General features: G+C 66.1%; 10 protein-coding genes and 1 pseudogene. 4 read left to right on the forward strand and 7 right to left on the reverse strand.

What is annotated here, in order from left to right; all coding sequences use genetic code 11:
• The 4 genes from ABGB14_RS47555 to ABGB14_RS47570 form a co-directional block, all read right to left on the reverse strand.
• Entirely contained in the window at positions 1-426 is a 426-nt protein-coding gene (locus ABGB14_RS47555) for a CGNR zinc finger domain-containing protein (RefSeq protein ID WP_347650490.1), read from the reverse strand.
• A gap of 67 nt (positions 427-493) precedes the next feature.
• Positions 494-1,237 (reverse strand): amino acid ABC transporter ATP-binding protein, encoded by a 744-nt coding sequence (locus ABGB14_RS47560; protein ID WP_347650491.1) that lies wholly within the window; start codon positions 1,235-1,237, stop codon positions 494-496.
• Entirely contained in the window at positions 1,234-2,061 is an 828-nt protein-coding gene (locus ABGB14_RS47565) for an amino acid ABC transporter permease (protein ID WP_347650492.1), read from the reverse strand. The genes ABGB14_RS47560 and ABGB14_RS47565 overlap by 4 nt, the downstream gene beginning before the upstream one ends.
• A gap of 3 nt (positions 2,062-2,064) precedes the next feature.
• Entirely contained in the window at positions 2,065-2,919 is an 855-nt protein-coding gene (locus ABGB14_RS47570; RefSeq protein ID WP_347650493.1) for an ABC transporter substrate-binding protein, read from the reverse strand.
• Positions 2,920-3,191: 272 nt separating this feature from the next.
• Between ABGB14_RS47570 and ABGB14_RS47575 the strand changes: the two genes are divergently transcribed.
• Together ABGB14_RS47575 and ABGB14_RS47580 are read left to right on the forward strand one after the other, a co-directional pair.
• Positions 3,192-4,382 carry an NADP-dependent malic enzyme gene (locus tag ABGB14_RS47575; protein ID WP_347650494.1) on the forward strand — a complete coding sequence of 397 codons (1,191 nt, stop codon included), beginning with the start codon at positions 3,192-3,194 and terminating at the stop codon, positions 4,380-4,382.
• A 236-nt stretch (positions 4,383-4,618) separates the two neighbouring features.
• Positions 4,619-5,971, forward strand: a complete 1,353-nt coding sequence (locus ABGB14_RS47580; protein ID WP_347650495.1) for a hypothetical protein — start codon at positions 4,619-4,621, stop codon at positions 5,969-5,971.
• A gap of 83 nt (positions 5,972-6,054) precedes the next feature.
• Here the strand turns inward: ABGB14_RS47580 and ABGB14_RS47585 are convergent, their stop codons facing one another.
• The 3 genes from ABGB14_RS47585 to ABGB14_RS47595 form a co-directional block, all read right to left on the reverse strand.
• The gene (locus ABGB14_RS47585; RefSeq protein ID WP_347650496.1) at positions 6,055-7,554 is read right to left on the reverse strand and encodes a hypothetical protein; all 1,500 of its coding nucleotides are present in this window, start codon (positions 7,552-7,554) and stop codon (positions 6,055-6,057) included.
• A gap of 174 nt (positions 7,555-7,728) precedes the next feature.
• Complete coding sequence (locus ABGB14_RS47590) at positions 7,729-9,261, reverse strand: hypothetical protein (RefSeq protein WP_347650497.1); 1,533 nt, start codon at positions 9,259-9,261, stop codon at positions 7,729-7,731.
• A 433-nt stretch (positions 9,262-9,694) separates the two neighbouring features.
• Positions 9,695-11,224 (reverse strand): hypothetical protein, encoded by a 1,530-nt coding sequence (locus ABGB14_RS47595; protein ID WP_347650498.1) that lies wholly within the window; start codon positions 11,222-11,224, stop codon positions 9,695-9,697.
• Between the two features lie 1,413 nt (positions 11,225-12,637).
• On the opposite strand from ABGB14_RS47595, the pseudogene ABGB14_RS47600 reads away from it, so the two are divergent.
• Together ABGB14_RS47600 and ABGB14_RS47605 are read left to right on the forward strand one after the other, a co-directional pair.
• Positions 12,638-13,573: pseudogene (locus ABGB14_RS47600) on the forward strand (DUF6531 domain-containing protein); the annotation flags it as partial.
• A 665-nt stretch (positions 13,574-14,238) separates the two neighbouring features.
• Entirely contained in the window at positions 14,239-14,943 is a 705-nt protein-coding gene (locus ABGB14_RS47605) for a LamG domain-containing protein (RefSeq protein ID WP_347650499.1), read from the forward strand.
• Positions 14,944-15,057: the final 114 nt, after the last annotated feature.

Below are 15,057 nucleotides of genomic sequence, written 5' to 3' on the forward strand. Positions count from 1 at the left end.
TCAGGAGGCGTTCTTGCGGCGGGCGCGGAAGGCGGCCACGTTCGCGCGGCTGGCGCAGCGGGCCGAGCAGTAGCGGCGCGAGCGGTTGGACGAGGTGTCGAGGAACGCCTTGCCGCAGCGCGGGTCGAGGCACCGGCCGAGCCGGTCGACGCCCAGCTCGGCCACGACCGCGGCCAGGCCCATCACGGCGCAGGCGGCGTAGTCGTCGGCCAGGTGGAGATGCCAGGGCCGGCCGTCGTGGTCGGAGAGCTGAGGGCGTACGGGATAGTGCACGAGCAGGGTGTTGAGCAGCGCGACCACCCGCCGGTCGTCGCCGGCCGCGTCGAACACGGCGGCCAGCTCGTCGCGCAGGCGAGCGAGGTCGGGCGGCGGGGCGGGATCGTCGGCCAGCCGGACAGCCCACTCGGCGTAAGAGGTCAGGTCCATTCTGGTTCATTACACCATGGCCGCCGGTGCGGCGGGGCGGCTCGGGGAGACGCCCCGCCGGCCGCGGCTATCCCTCGGGGTGCAGCACCCGGTGCAGGAACGCCTTGGTGCGCTCGTGCCGCGGGTCGCCGATGACCTGGGACGGAGGGCCGTCCTCGACGACCACGCCGCCGTCCATGAACACCACCCGGTCGGCCACCTCGCGGGCGAAGCCCATCTCGTGGGTGACCACGAGCATGGTCATCCCCTCCTCGGCCAGCTTGCGCATGACGGTCAGCACGTCGCCGACCAGCTCGGGGTCGAGCGCCGAGGTCGGCTCGTCGAACAACATCAGGCTGGGGTCCATGGCCAGCGCCCTCGCGATGGCCACCCGCTGCTGCTGCCCGCCCGAGAGCTGGCCGGGCAGCGAGTCGCACTTCTCGCCGACGCCGACCTTGTCGAGGTTCTCCCTGGCGGCGACCTCGGCCTCGCGCTTGCCGCGCTTCAGCACCCGCTGCTGGGCGATCATCACGTTCTGCAGCGCGGTCATGTGGGGGAAGAGGTTGAACTGCTGGAAGACCATGCCGATGCGGCGGCGTACGGCGTCGATGTCGACGTCGGGGTCGGTGACCTCGGTGCCCTCCACGAGCACCTTGCCCTTGGTGGGCTGCTCCAGCAGGTTGACGCAGCGCAGCAGGGTGGACTTGCCCGATCCCGAGGGGCCGATCACGCAGACCACCTGCCCGGGCTCGACCGTCATGTCGATGCCCTTGAGCACTTCGTTCTTGCCGAAGTATTTGTGCAGGTCCTTGAGCTCGATGGCGTGCGTCATCGGTTCCTCCCCTTACGTCCCTCCAGCCGGGACGCGAGGTATCCCAGCGGGATCGTGACGATCAGGTACGTCACGCCCGCCACCATGATGGGCGTGGCGTTGGCGTACTGGGAGGCCAGGTCGTTGCCGAACTTGGCCAGCTCGACATATTCGCCGGAGACGCCCAGGAACAACACCAGCGACGAGTCCTTGAGCAGGGAGACGAACTGGTTGGTCGTCGGCGGGATGACCATGCGCACGGCCTGGGGGATCACCACCGTGACCTGTGCCCTGGTCGCCGACATGCCGAGCGACCTGGCGGCCTCGGTCTGGCCCTTGGGCACGGCCTGCAGCCCGGCGCGGAACACCTCCGCCTGGTAGGCGGCGCCGACCAGGCCGAGCCCGAGGATGCCCTGGCCGTAGGTGCCGAACGGCACCTCGAACCCGGGCAGCGCCAGCGGCAGGAAGGTGATCATCAGGAAGATCAGCAGCGCGGGCAGGCCGCGGAAGATCTCGATGTAGAGGATCGCGATCCACCGGTAGGGCTTGACCTGGGAGAGGCGCATGAGCGCGAGCACCAGGCCCAGCACGAACGCGAAGACGAACCCTCCGACGGCGTAGATGATCGTGTTGCGCAGCGCGATGGTGAAGAGGTCTGGCAGCGCCTGCTCGGCCACCTGAACCTTGGCGAAGTTCTCGGCGAGGCTGCCCCAGTCGGCGTACAGCGCCACGGCGACGAGCGCCACGACCAGGATGGCGTACTGGACGCCGCGGCTGATCTGCTGTTTTTTCCGGGGGCTGAACCTGGCGCGGACAGGCTCAGCCGTCGTCGGCTGGTCGGCCATGGATCAGCTCAGCTCGCCCGGCTTCTTGTCGAACCACTTCACGAAGATCTTCTCGTACGTGCCGTCCTGCTTGGCCTTGGCGATCTCTTCATTGATCGTCTTGAGGAGCACCGGGTCGGCGTCCTTCTTCAGGCCGATGCCGTACTGCTCGCCGGTGTCGAGGCTGGCGATCATCTCGAACTTGGCCGCGATCTCGGGCTTCTTCAGCCAGGTGAGCACGACGGGCAGGTCCTGGACGATCACGTCGGCCTGGCCGGCCTGCAGGGCGAGCAGTTCCTTGGACGAGTCGGCGTACTCGGTCGGGTTGTGGCCGTGCGTCTTGACGTAGTCGAGGCCGGTGGTGCTGGCCTGCGCGCCCAGCTTGAGCCCCTTGGCCTTGACGTCCTCCAGCGACGTGGCGCCCGTGCCCTTCTTGGCCAGCAGCGCCTGCGTGGCGTCGAAGTAAGGGTCGGAGAAGGTGATGTTCTGCTGGCGCTCCGGGGTGATGGTCATGCCGGCGGCGGCCACGTCGCACTTCTTGGCGGCCATGGCGGCGCCGCTCTTGATCACCGCGAAGTCGATGTCGACGATGTTCTGCTCCACGCCGAGCTTCTTCGCGGCGAGGTCGACGATGTCCACGTCGAACCCGACGATCTTGCCGGTGTCGTCCTTGAACTGGAAGGGTTCGTACGGGATGTTGGTGCAGACGGTGAGCTTGCCCGGCTGGACGAGCTGGGCGCCACCGGCTGCGGAGGCGCTGGCGCTCGTGGTGCCGGAGCTCGAGCCGGATTCGCTGCCGCACGCTGTCAGCACGAGAGCGGCGGTCAGGGCGAGCGCGCCGGCGGCGTAGCCACGGCGGCCTCTGAGGCTGAGGGCCATGAACGGCCTCCTAGGAGTGAAAAGCCACGAAACTTGCGTTTTGTGCAGTTTAAATGGGGTTTTGTGCAGGTACGTCATCTGTGATTTAACAATGCGTCAACGGAACGGCGTCGGCGCCGACACCATCTCACCATGTGGCAAGATGGGCACACGGGTGACCCCCGTACCCCCTCCGAGACGACCGACGAGGGGATCCTGGCAGCTACCGAGGCCAGCCCGCTCGCGCTCGTCCGCCGAAGGTCTCTTCCGCTACCGATCACACAGGGGTCGTTGTGGCTGCCAAGCCCGCTTCTTCTTCACTTGACACGCTCGACGCCGATCCTGCTTTCGCGCTGCATCGCGGGGGCAAGCTCGAGGTCCGTTCCACCGTTCCCGTCCGTGACGCCGACGACCTGTCGCTGGCCTACACGCCCGGCGTCGCCCGGGTCTGCACCGCGATCGCCGAGAATCCCGCGCTGGCCGACGACTACACCTGGGTCCCCAACGTGGTCGCCGTCGTCTCCGACGGCACCGCCGTGCTCGGCCTGGGCGACATCGGCCCCTCGGCCGCCATGCCGGTCATGGAGGGCAAGGCCCTGCTGTTCAAGGAGTTCGCCGGCGTCGACGCCGTGCCGATCTGCCTCGACTGCACCGACGTCGACGCGCTGGTCGAGACCGTCGTGCGGCTCGCGCCCTCGTTCGGCGGCATCAACCTCGAGGACATCAGCGCCCCGCGCTGCTTCGAGGTCGAAGACCGGCTGCGCGACCTGCTCGACATCCCCGTCTTCCACGACGACCAGCACGGCACCGCCATCGTGGTGCTCGCCGCGCTCCAGAACGCCGCCCGCCTGACCGGCCGCGCGCTCGGCGACCTGCGCGCCGTGGTGGCCGGCGCGGGCGCCTCCGGCGTCGCGGTCACCAAGATCCTCCTGGAGGCGGGTGTCGGTGACATCGCCGTCGCCGACTCCAAGGGCATGATCTACGAGGGCCGGGAGGGCCTCAACCCGGTCAAGGAGGCGCTCGCCCGCCAGACCAACCGGGCCGGGCACGCCGGGTCGACGGAGGACGCCCTCGCGGGCGCCGACGTGTTCATCGGGCTGTCGGGGTCGACGGTGCCGGAGCAGGCCATCGCGTCCATGGCTCCCGAGGCCGTCGTGTTCGCCCTGTCCAACCCGACGCCCGAGGTCGAGCCCGACGTGGCCGCCAAACACGTCGCCGTCGTCGCCACCGGGCGCTCCGACCACCCCAACCAGATCAACAACGTGCTGGCCTTCCCCGGCGTCTTCCGCGGCGCCCTCGACGTGCGGGCCACGACCATCACGGAGAACATGAAGGTGGCCGCGGCCACCGCGCTCGCGACCGTCGTCAGTGACGACCTGTCGGCGACGTACGTCATCCCGAGCCCGTTCGACGACCGGGTAGCGCCCGCCGTGACGGCCGCCGTGGCCGCCCAGGCCCGCGCCGACGGCGTCGCCCGCGCCTGACCTGCGGCAACTCCTGAGAGCGGGGGCCCGACGGCCCTCGCTCTCTTCTTGCCACGGTTGTCTCCTGCGACGGCGGGTAGCGGCGGATCTTCTCCATGAGGGGGGATCGCCGACGGCCGGGTGCGGGACGGAGTCTGGTCGAGGTCAGCGAACTTCCATAAAATCTTTACGCTAGGTGCTATAACTGTAGCTCTCTGTAAAGATTGTGGGCGCCGGCTCCTGCAACGAGGAGAGCGATGGAACGCGAGCCTAACCGTCTGCTGCAGCAACTCATCGCGGAGGCGGGGTTCTCCCATAAGGGACTGGCCAGACGTCTCAACGATCTGGGAGCCGCGCGCGGGACACCAGGCCTCAAGTACGACCACAGTTCCGTGCTGCGCTGGATCAGCGGCCAGAAGCCGCGCGATCCCGTGCCGAGTCTGCTCACCGAGATCTTCGCGCTACGGCTGGGCAGGCGGGTCACCTCTGACGACCTGGGCATGCCGGCCATCTCCCCCCTCGATCTCGGACAGGAGTTCACGCACACCTGGCAGGAGGGGGTCGCGACCGTGACGGCGCTATGGCGTGCCGATGTAGAGCGACGAAGGTTCCTGATCGACTCGACATTCGCGATCGGAGCCGGCTCCGTAGGAGCCATACGCTGGCTGACGTCCCCCACCGAGGGGCGCCCGAGCGGCATGGGCGCGCGGCGGGTGGGCCGCGCGGACATCGTCGCCATCCGCGAGGTCACCCGATCGTTCGGTGAGCTCGACAACCGCTTCGGCAGCGGCCGCGTCCGCTCGTCCGTGGTGAGATACCTCGACAACGCCGTCTCGCCGCTGCTCAAGGACGGCTCCTACGACGACGCCACCGGCAAGCAGCTGGCCTCCGCGGCCGCCGAGCTGACCCGGCTGGCCGGGTGGATGGCCTACGACATGGAGCAGCACGGCCTCGCCCAGCGCTACCTCATCCAGGCCCTGCGCCTGGCCAGGGGAGCCGACGACCAGACCCTGGGCGGCGAGATCCTGGCCGGCATGGCCCACCAGGCCATCTACATGGGCCAGCCGGCGCACGCACTCGACCTGGCCAGGGCCGCCCAGATGGCGGCTCGCGACGCCGGCGTCAAAACCCTGCTGGCCTCCTCCCAGGTCCTGGAGGCCCACGCCCACGCCGGCATGGGCGACACCCGCTCCTGCTCCGCCTCGCTCAACGAGGCGGAGCGGGCCTTCGACGCCCGCAGGCCCGCCGACGAGCCCCCGTGGCTGAGCTACTTCGACGAGGCCTACCTGTCGGCCAAGTTCGCCCACTGCTTTCGCGACCTGGGAGAGGGCGAGCAGGTCGTCCGCCACGCGCACCGCTCGCTCGACATGGACTCCCGCTACGTGCGAGGGCGGATGTTCAACCTGTCGCTGCTGGCCGCCGGGCTGCTGCAGTCGGGCGAGCTGGAGGAGGCCTGCAAGGTCGCGTCCAGCGCGCTGGCGTTGTCGGGCGAGCTGCAGTCGGCCAGGTCCCGTTCCTACGCCGGCGACCTCCGGCGGCGCCTGAAGCCCCACCGCAACGAGCGGCCCGTGCGGGCGCTGCGCGAGCGCGAGCTGTCCACCGCCGTCTAGACCCGCCGTTCTCACAGTGCCGTCCGGACACGGAACGGCCCGGACCGCCCTCACGGGCGATCCGGGCCGTCGCGCTGGACCTCTTACTTGAGAAGCTCGCCGTTCGGGCCGACGATCTTCTTGGTGGTCGCGTAGTTGGCCTTGTTGTACACGTCGGCCGTCTCGCTGTCGAAGAGGGCCGAGCTGATGTGGTCGATCCGGCCGTTCTTGTCGGTGTCGTGGAACATGCTCGTCACGCCGTTGACGTAGCCCACGCGCTTGGCGTTGCTGTACTTCATGAGCCACGGGCCGCCGTCGGCGCCGGGGGTCATCGAGCACTTGAGCGTCTGGTGCGTGTCGACCCTGAACATGTTGACCTGGGTCGTCTTGGTGCCGGTCTTGCCGTAGCAGTGCTTCGGCGTCACACCCGTGAAGGGCTTGTCGCCGTCGGGGTGCGGGGCGGAGGGGTAGCCGAAGGCCATGACCTTCTGGTTCAGCGGCTGGTTCCAGGCGAAGCCCTGACCGCCGACGGTGTCGCCGAGCCGGCCCATGTCCCTGGCGATGCCGATGATGAACTGCGCCTCGTAGTACTTACGGGACGTGCCGGGCTTGACCCACTTCTGCACGTAGTAGTGGGTGATCTTGTAGTTGCCGAGGGCGTCGGGGCCCTTGCCCTTGTCGCCGGGGCCGTTGTAGGCGGCCCACTTGGGCTTGGTGACGTGCTCGACGACGGGCTCACCGAACTTGAAGCCCTGACCCTTGCCGACCCTGGCAGCCTTGTACTTGGCCGCGCTGACCTCCACCTTCTCGAGGACGGCGCCGGGGTAGTCGGGGCCGACCAGGTCGGCGGGCGTGGTCTTGCCCTCGGACCAGCACTCGCCGAGGTTCAGCACGCACTTGAGGTACTCCTCGCGGCTGATCTCGCGCGGCTTGACCCACTTGTCGCCGGCCCAGGCCTTGAACTCCTTGAAGGAGACGGCCTTGTCCGGGCCCAGGGAGAAGCCGTTGTGCACGGCGACGAAGGCGTAGTCGCCGTCGTAGTCGTCGTAGGTGTCCAGGTCGTACGCGGTGTAGGCGTACGCGCCGACGTAGACGCCCCAGGGAGCCTTGCCCTGGTAGTAGCCCGGGACGAAGATCCACTTGTCGTAGACGTCGTCCTTGCCGTTCTCGAACACGCAGTGCCCGGCGGTGGCGACCAGGTTGCGGTTCCTGGACTGGATGGACGTGGCCGTGCACCAGCGGTAGCGGCCGGCCTTGTCGAGGAAGAAGACCTTCCCGACGGTCTTGGGCAGGTTGACGTTCGAGACCTTGGCGGAACTCTTGGTCGTGCCGGTGGGGGCGGTGCTCCCGGGCTTGCCGTTGTCCGTGGTGCCGCTGCCGCCCGACGTCACCATCTTCGGCACGGACTTGGTGTCCAGGGTGTACTGGGTGGCCTTCTTCAGCGCGGCTCCGTTGGAGTCGAGCCAGAAGAAGGCGGCGCCGTAGGCGTCGGCGGGCTTGGGCTGGAGGTCGTCGGACGCCCAGTGCGGCTGGGCGCTGGCGGGCGCGGCAAGGGTCACGGCGCTCAGGCCGGCGGCGGCTAGGGGGATGAGCAGGCGCTTCACGGGAGGCTCCACAGTTGTCAAAACGGGCGTAAGAACCCTATCGACCCTTGAGTCACTCTTGTAAGGGGAATCACGGTTTTCACGCTAATAAAGGGCAAAGGGCCCGGCTGGATGCCGAGCCCTCTGGTCGTGCTGGTGAACGAAGACAAGTCCTCGCTCAGGTACCGCAGCTCACTACGGGATGAGCTTGCCGGACCACGCGGCCGCAGCGGCCTTGTAGACCGTGTTGGCCTCACCGTCGAAGTACGCCGAGGTGATGGTGTCGTAGCGCTTGTTGTCGTCGCTGTCGACGATCAGGCTGGTGACACCGTTCACGTAGCCGAGACGCTTCGCGTTGCTGTACTTGGCCAGCCACGGGCCACCGGCGTAGCCGCCGGTGACGGCGCACTTCAGCGCCACCTGCTCCTCGACCCGGTACTGGGCGATCTTGTAGCTGTTCTTGCTGGTCTTGCCGTAGCACCACTTCGGCGTAACGCCCGTGTAGGCCTTGTTGCCGTCGGGGTGCGCGCCCTGCGGGTAACCGAAGGTCCGGACCGTCTGGCCGGGCGCCTGGTTCCACGCGAAGCCCTGGCCGCCGACGTTGTCGCCGAGCTTGCCGACGCTCTTCACCTCGTGAACGATGATGAAGAAGTCAGTGCGGAAGTACTTCTTCTCCGCACCGGGCTTGTACCACGCCTGCACGTAGTAGTGCGTGATCGTGGAGTTGCCACGGCGGTCCAGCTTGACGGTGCCGGGGAACTTGGCCGGGTCCTTCTTCTGGTTCTGCAGGTAGGCGAAGGCGTCGTTGTAGGTCACGTTCTCGACGATGGGCTCGCCGAACTTGCGACCGTTGCCCTTGCCGACCCGGGCGGCCTTGTACCGAGCCTCGCTGACCTCGACCTTGGCAACTTCCGCGCCAGGGAAGTCGGGGCCGGTGAGCTCGGCGTCGGTGCCCTTCTGACGCCAGTAGTAGTCGGAGGTCTTCGGGTCGAGCTTGCCCTTGCGGAACTCGTCCCTGCTGACCTCGACGTCCTTGGCCTCCTTCTCGCCCTTGTAGGCGTCGAACTCGGCCTTGGTGACCTGCTTCGGCTTGTTCAGCGTGCCGCCGATGCCGTCGTAGACGGTGACGAACGCGTAGTCGCGGTCGAAGTCCTCGTACACGTCGAAGTCGTAGTGGGTGAAGGCCTGCTTACCCACGTAGACGCCCCAAGGAGCCTTGCCCTGGTAGTAACCCGGGACGAAGACCCAGCGAGACACGGTCTCCTGGTTGGCCTTGATGTCGTACACGCAGTGACCGGCCGTGGCGACCAGGTTGCGGTACTTCGACTGGATCGAGGTGCCCGAGCACCAGTACAGCTTGCCGTCGCGACCCTCGAAGAACACCTTACCGATGGACTTCGGGAAGTTGACGTTCTGGGTCTTGGAGGAGGACTTCTTCTCCTCGCCGATCGGCGCGGTCGAACCGGGCTTGGTGTCCGCGGAATAACCGCCGCTGCTCTGGATCTTCTTGACCTCGAGAGCGTCGGGGCTGAACGCCACGGCACCCTTGAGGGCAGCGTTGTTGGACTTGGTCCAGAACTCGAGCGTCTCCGCCGCCTTCTGCGCGTTCGCAGCAAGAGCGTCGCTGGCGACGGTCTTGTCGGCGGCCTGAGCGGTGCCGGCCAGGCCGGCAGCCAGAAGACCGGTGGCCAGAACCACGCCACCAGCCGGGATGAGGATGCGCTTCACAATGACTCCTTGCGCTGTCGTGGAACGCCTCTTGCGTCCCATGCGTCAGTAAAGGGATAGCCAGGAACATACAGTGTCGATCTTGATGACCGGTAGCCGCTTTGCTAGGAAAAGCTGCGACAAGTCGGGCGTGATCGTTTCGTGATGTTTAACTGGCTGAGTCGCAGGAGCTGAGCGAAGCTCATGTTGTTGTCGTTTGCCCTGATCAACATGAGTGCGTTGTCAGTGTGACCAGCGAGTCGCGAGGGCTGCGCGGATCAAGGCCAACGGACTTGTGTGACACAGATCACAACGCATGTATGGCACCATCTCGCGGTCCCATGCGTCCAAACGCCTTCACTTCTGTGCCGGAAAAGCAGAAGGGCTCGGCAGATGCCGAGCCCCTTGCTTGTAACGCCTGACGAACGGTTTATGGCCGGTCGCTATGGGTTACCTAGACGACCTTGCCGGACCACGAGGCCGCAGCGGCCTTGTAGACGGTGTTGGTCTCGCCGTCGAAGTACGGCGACGAGATGTAGTCAACGCGGCCGTTGCCGTCCTGGTCGTTGAAGGTGCTGATGACACCGTTCACGTAGCCGAGACGCTTGGCGTTGCTGTACTTGTACAGCCACGGGCCACCGTCGGCGCCCTCGGTCATGGCGCACTTGAGGGCGACGTGCTCCTCGATCTTCTTGGCCTTCGAACCGACCAGCTTCTTCGTGGTCTTGCCGTAGCACCACTTCGGAGTAATGCCGGTGTAGTTCTTGTTGCCGTCGGGGTGAGGAGCGGCCGGGTAGCCGAACACGCGGACGGCCTTGCCGGTGGGCTGGTTCCACGCGAAGCCCTGACCGCCGACGTTGTCACCGAGACGACCCGCGTCCTTGGCGAAGTCCTCGATGATGTAGAAGACGGTCTTGAAGAACTTGGCGTCCTTGCCGGGCTTGTACCACGCCTGCACGTAGTAGTGCGTGATCGTGGAGTTGCCACGCCTGTCCAGCTTGACGGTGCCCGGGAACTTGTCCGGGTTCGCCTTCTGGTTCTTCAGGTAGGCGGCGGCCTCGTTGTAGGTCACGTTCTCGACGATGGGCTCGCCGAACTTGCGACCGTTGCCCTTGCCGACCCGGGCGGCCTTGTAGCGCTCCTGGGAAACCTCGACCTTGGACACCTCGGCGCCAGGGTAGTCAGGGCCGGTGAGCTCGGCCTTGCTGCCCTTCTGCCGCCAGTAGTAGTCAGAGGTGTTCGGGTCGAGCTTGCCCTTGCGGAACTCCTCCCGGCTGACCTCGACGTCCTTGGCATCCTTGATGCCCTCGTACTTGTCCCACTCTGCCTTGGACACGTTCTTGGACTTGCTCGCGTCCAGCTTGACACCGTTGTAGACGGTGACGAACGCGTAGTCGCGGTCGTAGTCCTCGTACACGTCGAAGTCGTAGTGGGTGAAGGCGGTCTTGCCGACGTAGATGCCCCACGGGGACTTGCCCTGGTAGTAACCCGGGACGAAGACCCACTTGTCCATGGTGGCGGAGTTGGTCGCGGTGTCGTACACGCAGTGACCGGCCGTGGCGACCAGGTTGCGGTACTTCGACTGGATCGAAGTGGCGGAGCACCACTTCTTCTCGCCCTTGCTGTTGACGAAGAACACCTTGCCGATGGTCTTCGGGAAGTTGACGTTCTGCGTCTTCGACGAGGACTTCTTCTCCTGGCCGATCGGAGCGGTCGAACCCGGCTTGGTGTCCGAGCTGTAGCCGCCCTTGCTCTGCAGCTTGGCGACGTCGGACTTGGTCCAGACGTCGGACTGCTTGGCGGCCTTAAGGGCAGCGCCGTTGTTCTCCGCCCAGAAGTTCGCGATGGCCTTCGCGTTGGCCGCGCTGGTCGCCATGTTGTCCTTGGCGACGTCGCTGTCGGCCTGGGCCGTACCGGCGAGGCCGGCGGCCAGAAGACCGGTGGCGAGAACGGCACCGCCGGCGGGGATGAGAATGCGCTTCAAGGGAACTGCTCCTTGCTCTGTCGTGGGTCGCAACGTGCGTCCCATGCGTCAGTAAAGGGATAGCAAGGAACATAGCGTGGTGATCTCCGCAGGTGGAACCCGGTTTGGAACATCCGGAAGGCACCCTTGCCGCCGTTATCGGGCCGTTATTAGTCAGAGATCTTCGCGTATGGTGACCGAGAGGTTACGTCTTTGCAGGGTATGGGTGGCATGTTGCTGCTGGAACGAAAGTTCCGTTAGTGCCCCGACACGTACTGTAGCCAGCAAAACGTGACTCAGATCACAGGAACCAGATCGGGGGGATGCCCCGTCTAAGATGCTTGCCTCCTCTCAGGTGATCTTCAGGTTCTGGCCCAATGCATCCGCATTTGCCCCGTTTGTCGGGATTTCGTTGCCCCAGCAACGAGACGCGTTCCCCTCTATGGAGGTGTGGCCTGCCCGCCGTGCGCGACCTATACGGTCCTTCGGCCGACCACCTCCGCCAGGTGGGCGCGGAGCCGCGCCAGCACCGGATCGCTCGGAGTCGGTCTCTTGCGCCGAGGCGCCGGCGGCGGGACGGCGCGCAGCTTGGGGCGACGGCCCGAGGCGTCGCTGGGCGTCCGGGCGCTCGTGCCCTGAACGACTTCGATCGCGGACAACAACTGTTGCCAGGTCCCGTCCGCCGCCCAGCGCCGGTGACGCTTATATATAGCGACCCAGCATCCGAACCGCTGTGGCAGATCTCGCCAGTGCTCCCCGGTGCGGGCCTGATAGAGCATCCCGTTGATCGCCGCCCGATGGCCGGTCCGCGGCCGGCCGCGTCTGTCGTCAAGGGGTAGCAGCTCTTCCGGGGGTAGGAGCGGCGCCAGCCGTTCCCATTCGGCGTTCGTCAGATCACCACGACGCATACGCTCATCGTGACAAGGCAAACACGCTCTGTCAGTGGAACCAAGGAAGATCTTCCTAATGCCCCGGCCGATGCTGCCGTTCCGGTTCGAAGCAGGTGCTTCGCTACATTCTCGGCCTGCGGGACGCGCATGGGGCGTCAATGCCGATGTTCCGCCTTGCCCGGCGGGCCCGAGAGCGTGGTAGCGCCCACCATGGCGCATAAGCCCTTGCAGCAAACGGTTGTGATCGGCGGCTAAGGAATCCCCCCCGGTGACAGTGCTATTTCAGCCTTTGAGCTGCGATCTGGCCGGAGTGTCACAGAATGTTATGCACGTATCACAGATTTGATCTTGTTGTTAGTTTGTGGGCATTTTATGCTTTGCCCGTTTGCTAACACGCTCCGAGCTGCACTGTCAGGGATTTCGGCCTCTGCCCGGTGGGGTGGAGCTTCGTCCGGCGTCAAGGCGCCCTGCGTGGTTCGGAGTGTGACGGCGTATGCGCCGGATGTTTTCGCGTGCCTTTCTGTCTAAATCGGCATTGGCTATCATGGCCGCCGCACTACCGGGCTTACTTTCCTTGACGGCCACCCCTGTATCGGCAGCGAAGGGATTGGCCAGCCAGGTTGCCGCCGGCCAGGGGGATTTGGTCCTCCCCAAGCAGCAGTTGGGTTCTTCGGGGGTCGTGCCCAGCCTCGTGACCACCACATCGACCGCGGGCGGGCAGACGTCTGAAGGGGACTCCCGAGTACCGGGGGCCCTTCCTTTGGACAGGCGTGGCGAGGCGCTGGAGGTGGAGAAGTCCGAGTTGCCGCCTGGTGTCGAGCGCGCAGAACAGAGGGATCGGCAGGCTCTGCCGGCCGCGACTCCGGCAATCAACCACGTGTATCCCGAGACGGGGTCGTTGGTCAGCACGACTCCGCTGCTGACTGTGCGCGCGACCAGTTTGGGCGGTGGGACGGAGGCAGACCTGAGCTTCGGGTTCAAGATCTGTGAGAAGCCGGAGGAGGACGAGGACGAGTTTCCTGACCCGGGTGAGCCGGTCCCGACGCCGGAGTGTTGGGAGTCCAGCGTTCAGTCGGGTGTGAGTAGTTGGCGGGTGCCTGAGGACACGTTGGAATGGGGGCAGCCGTACGAGTGGTGGGTTCGCGTCGTGGATCCGGAGAGCAGCGATTCCGCCGTCAGCGACAGGCAGCTGGTCGTTACAGGTGCGCGTCAGCCGTTGAACAGTCTCCATCTGGGTGAGCGCGCAAGCGAGGGTCAGGAGTTCTCGCCTATCGCCGGGAACTACACCACGAGCGCTGTGGACGCGCAGGTGGCGACGGCGGGTCCGTCCTTGTCGGTGGTGCGGACGTACAACAGCCAGGATGCGCGCACGGACGGCATTTTCGGCGCCGGGTGGTCGTCGCCGTGGGACATGAAGGTTGTAGCGGAGCTGTCCGGAACGGCGACGACGAGCCTGTTGGTGAGCTATCCGAGTGGTCGGCGGGTGCGGTTCGCCGCCAAGGGTGACGGTACGTACCAGCCGCCGCCGGGGATGAAGGACGTGCTGGCGGAGGTGGAGGGCGGTGGCTGGCGCCTGATGGACATCTCTTCCACCTCCTATTACTTCAATGCGTCGGGACGGCTGCTGAAGATCGTGGACAGGCGGGGCCGGGCGCAGACCCTCGCTTATGGTGACGACGGCACGTTCAGCTCGGTGACGGGCGTCGGCGGCCGGGCGCTGCATTTCACCTGGAACGGGCCCCGCGTGGCCACGGTGTCCACGGACGCGGTGGATGGCAAGGCGCTGACGTGGACGTACAGCTATACGGGCGGCAATCTGACGTCGGTGTGCTCGCCGGCGGTCGCGCCGAACTGCACGACCTACACCTATGGGCAGGGCTCCCGGTACCAGGGCGTCGTTCTCGACGCCGAGCCCGTGGGCTATTGGCGCTTGGGCGACGCGGAGGACGAGCCCGCAGCCAACCTCGGCAGTGAGGGCGGCACGGGCATCTATTCCGGCGTCACCGTGGGCCAGCCGGGAGCGCTGGAGGCAAGCAGCGACACCGCCGCGGGCTTCACGAAGTCCACCATGGAACTCCCCTTCAACATCGCCTGCGGAAAGAAGTCTCGATCGAAGGCTGGATCAAGACGACCCAGCACGGGGTCGTGCTCTCCGCTGACCAGCTCGGCCACCAATTCGGCGCCACGGAACCCATCCTCTACGTCGGCACGGACGGGCGGTTACGGGGCCAGCTGGGCGAGCTGTCGGACTCCGGGTTCACCCCGATCACGTCGGCCGCTCCGGTCAACGATGGTCAGTGGCATCACGTCGTGCTCACGGTGGCGGGTGAGCAGCAGAAGCTCTATCTCGACGGTGAACTCGCCGGTGAGCTGACCGGAACGACCGTGGCGAATTACCGTGCACGTGCGTTCGTCGGCAGCGGCTACCGTGCCAACTCCTGGTCGAACATTCCGGGAGGCCCGACGGCTTCCGGCGCCTTCGCGTTCAACGGCACGATCGACGAGTTCGCGGTCTACGGCAAGCCACTGTCGGAGGCCACGATCCAGGCACACTGGGCAGCCCGTGCGAAGGTCAGCAACAAGCTGACGCAGGTCACGCTGCCTTCCGGCCGGATCTGGGCCAAGAACACCTACGACACTGCGACAGACCGCCTCCTGACACACACCGACAGGCACGCAGGCACCTGGAAGATCGGCAAGCCCGAGGTCGACTGGGTCGAAAAGGTCAACACGGTCGAGGTGATCGATCCGCGCGACGGCAAGCAGACGTACGGCTATGACCGGTGGCGTGCTGATCGACTGGTGTACGAGATCGACCAGCTCGACTTTAAGACGAGCTACAGAGATTGAAAGTTCGGGGTGTCATGTCGATCTCGGGTTCGTGATCAGGCCGGTGTGTGCCAGAAAGGCGTCCAGGAGGTCGGGGCGGTACTGCAACTGCTTGAGCCGGCTGCGGATGACCGC

Origin of the sequence: Nonomuraea sp. B10E15 (genome assembly GCF_039871615.1) — a bacterium.
In the GTDB taxonomy this organism is placed as follows: Bacteria; Actinomycetota; Actinomycetes; order Streptosporangiales; family Streptosporangiaceae; genus Nonomuraea.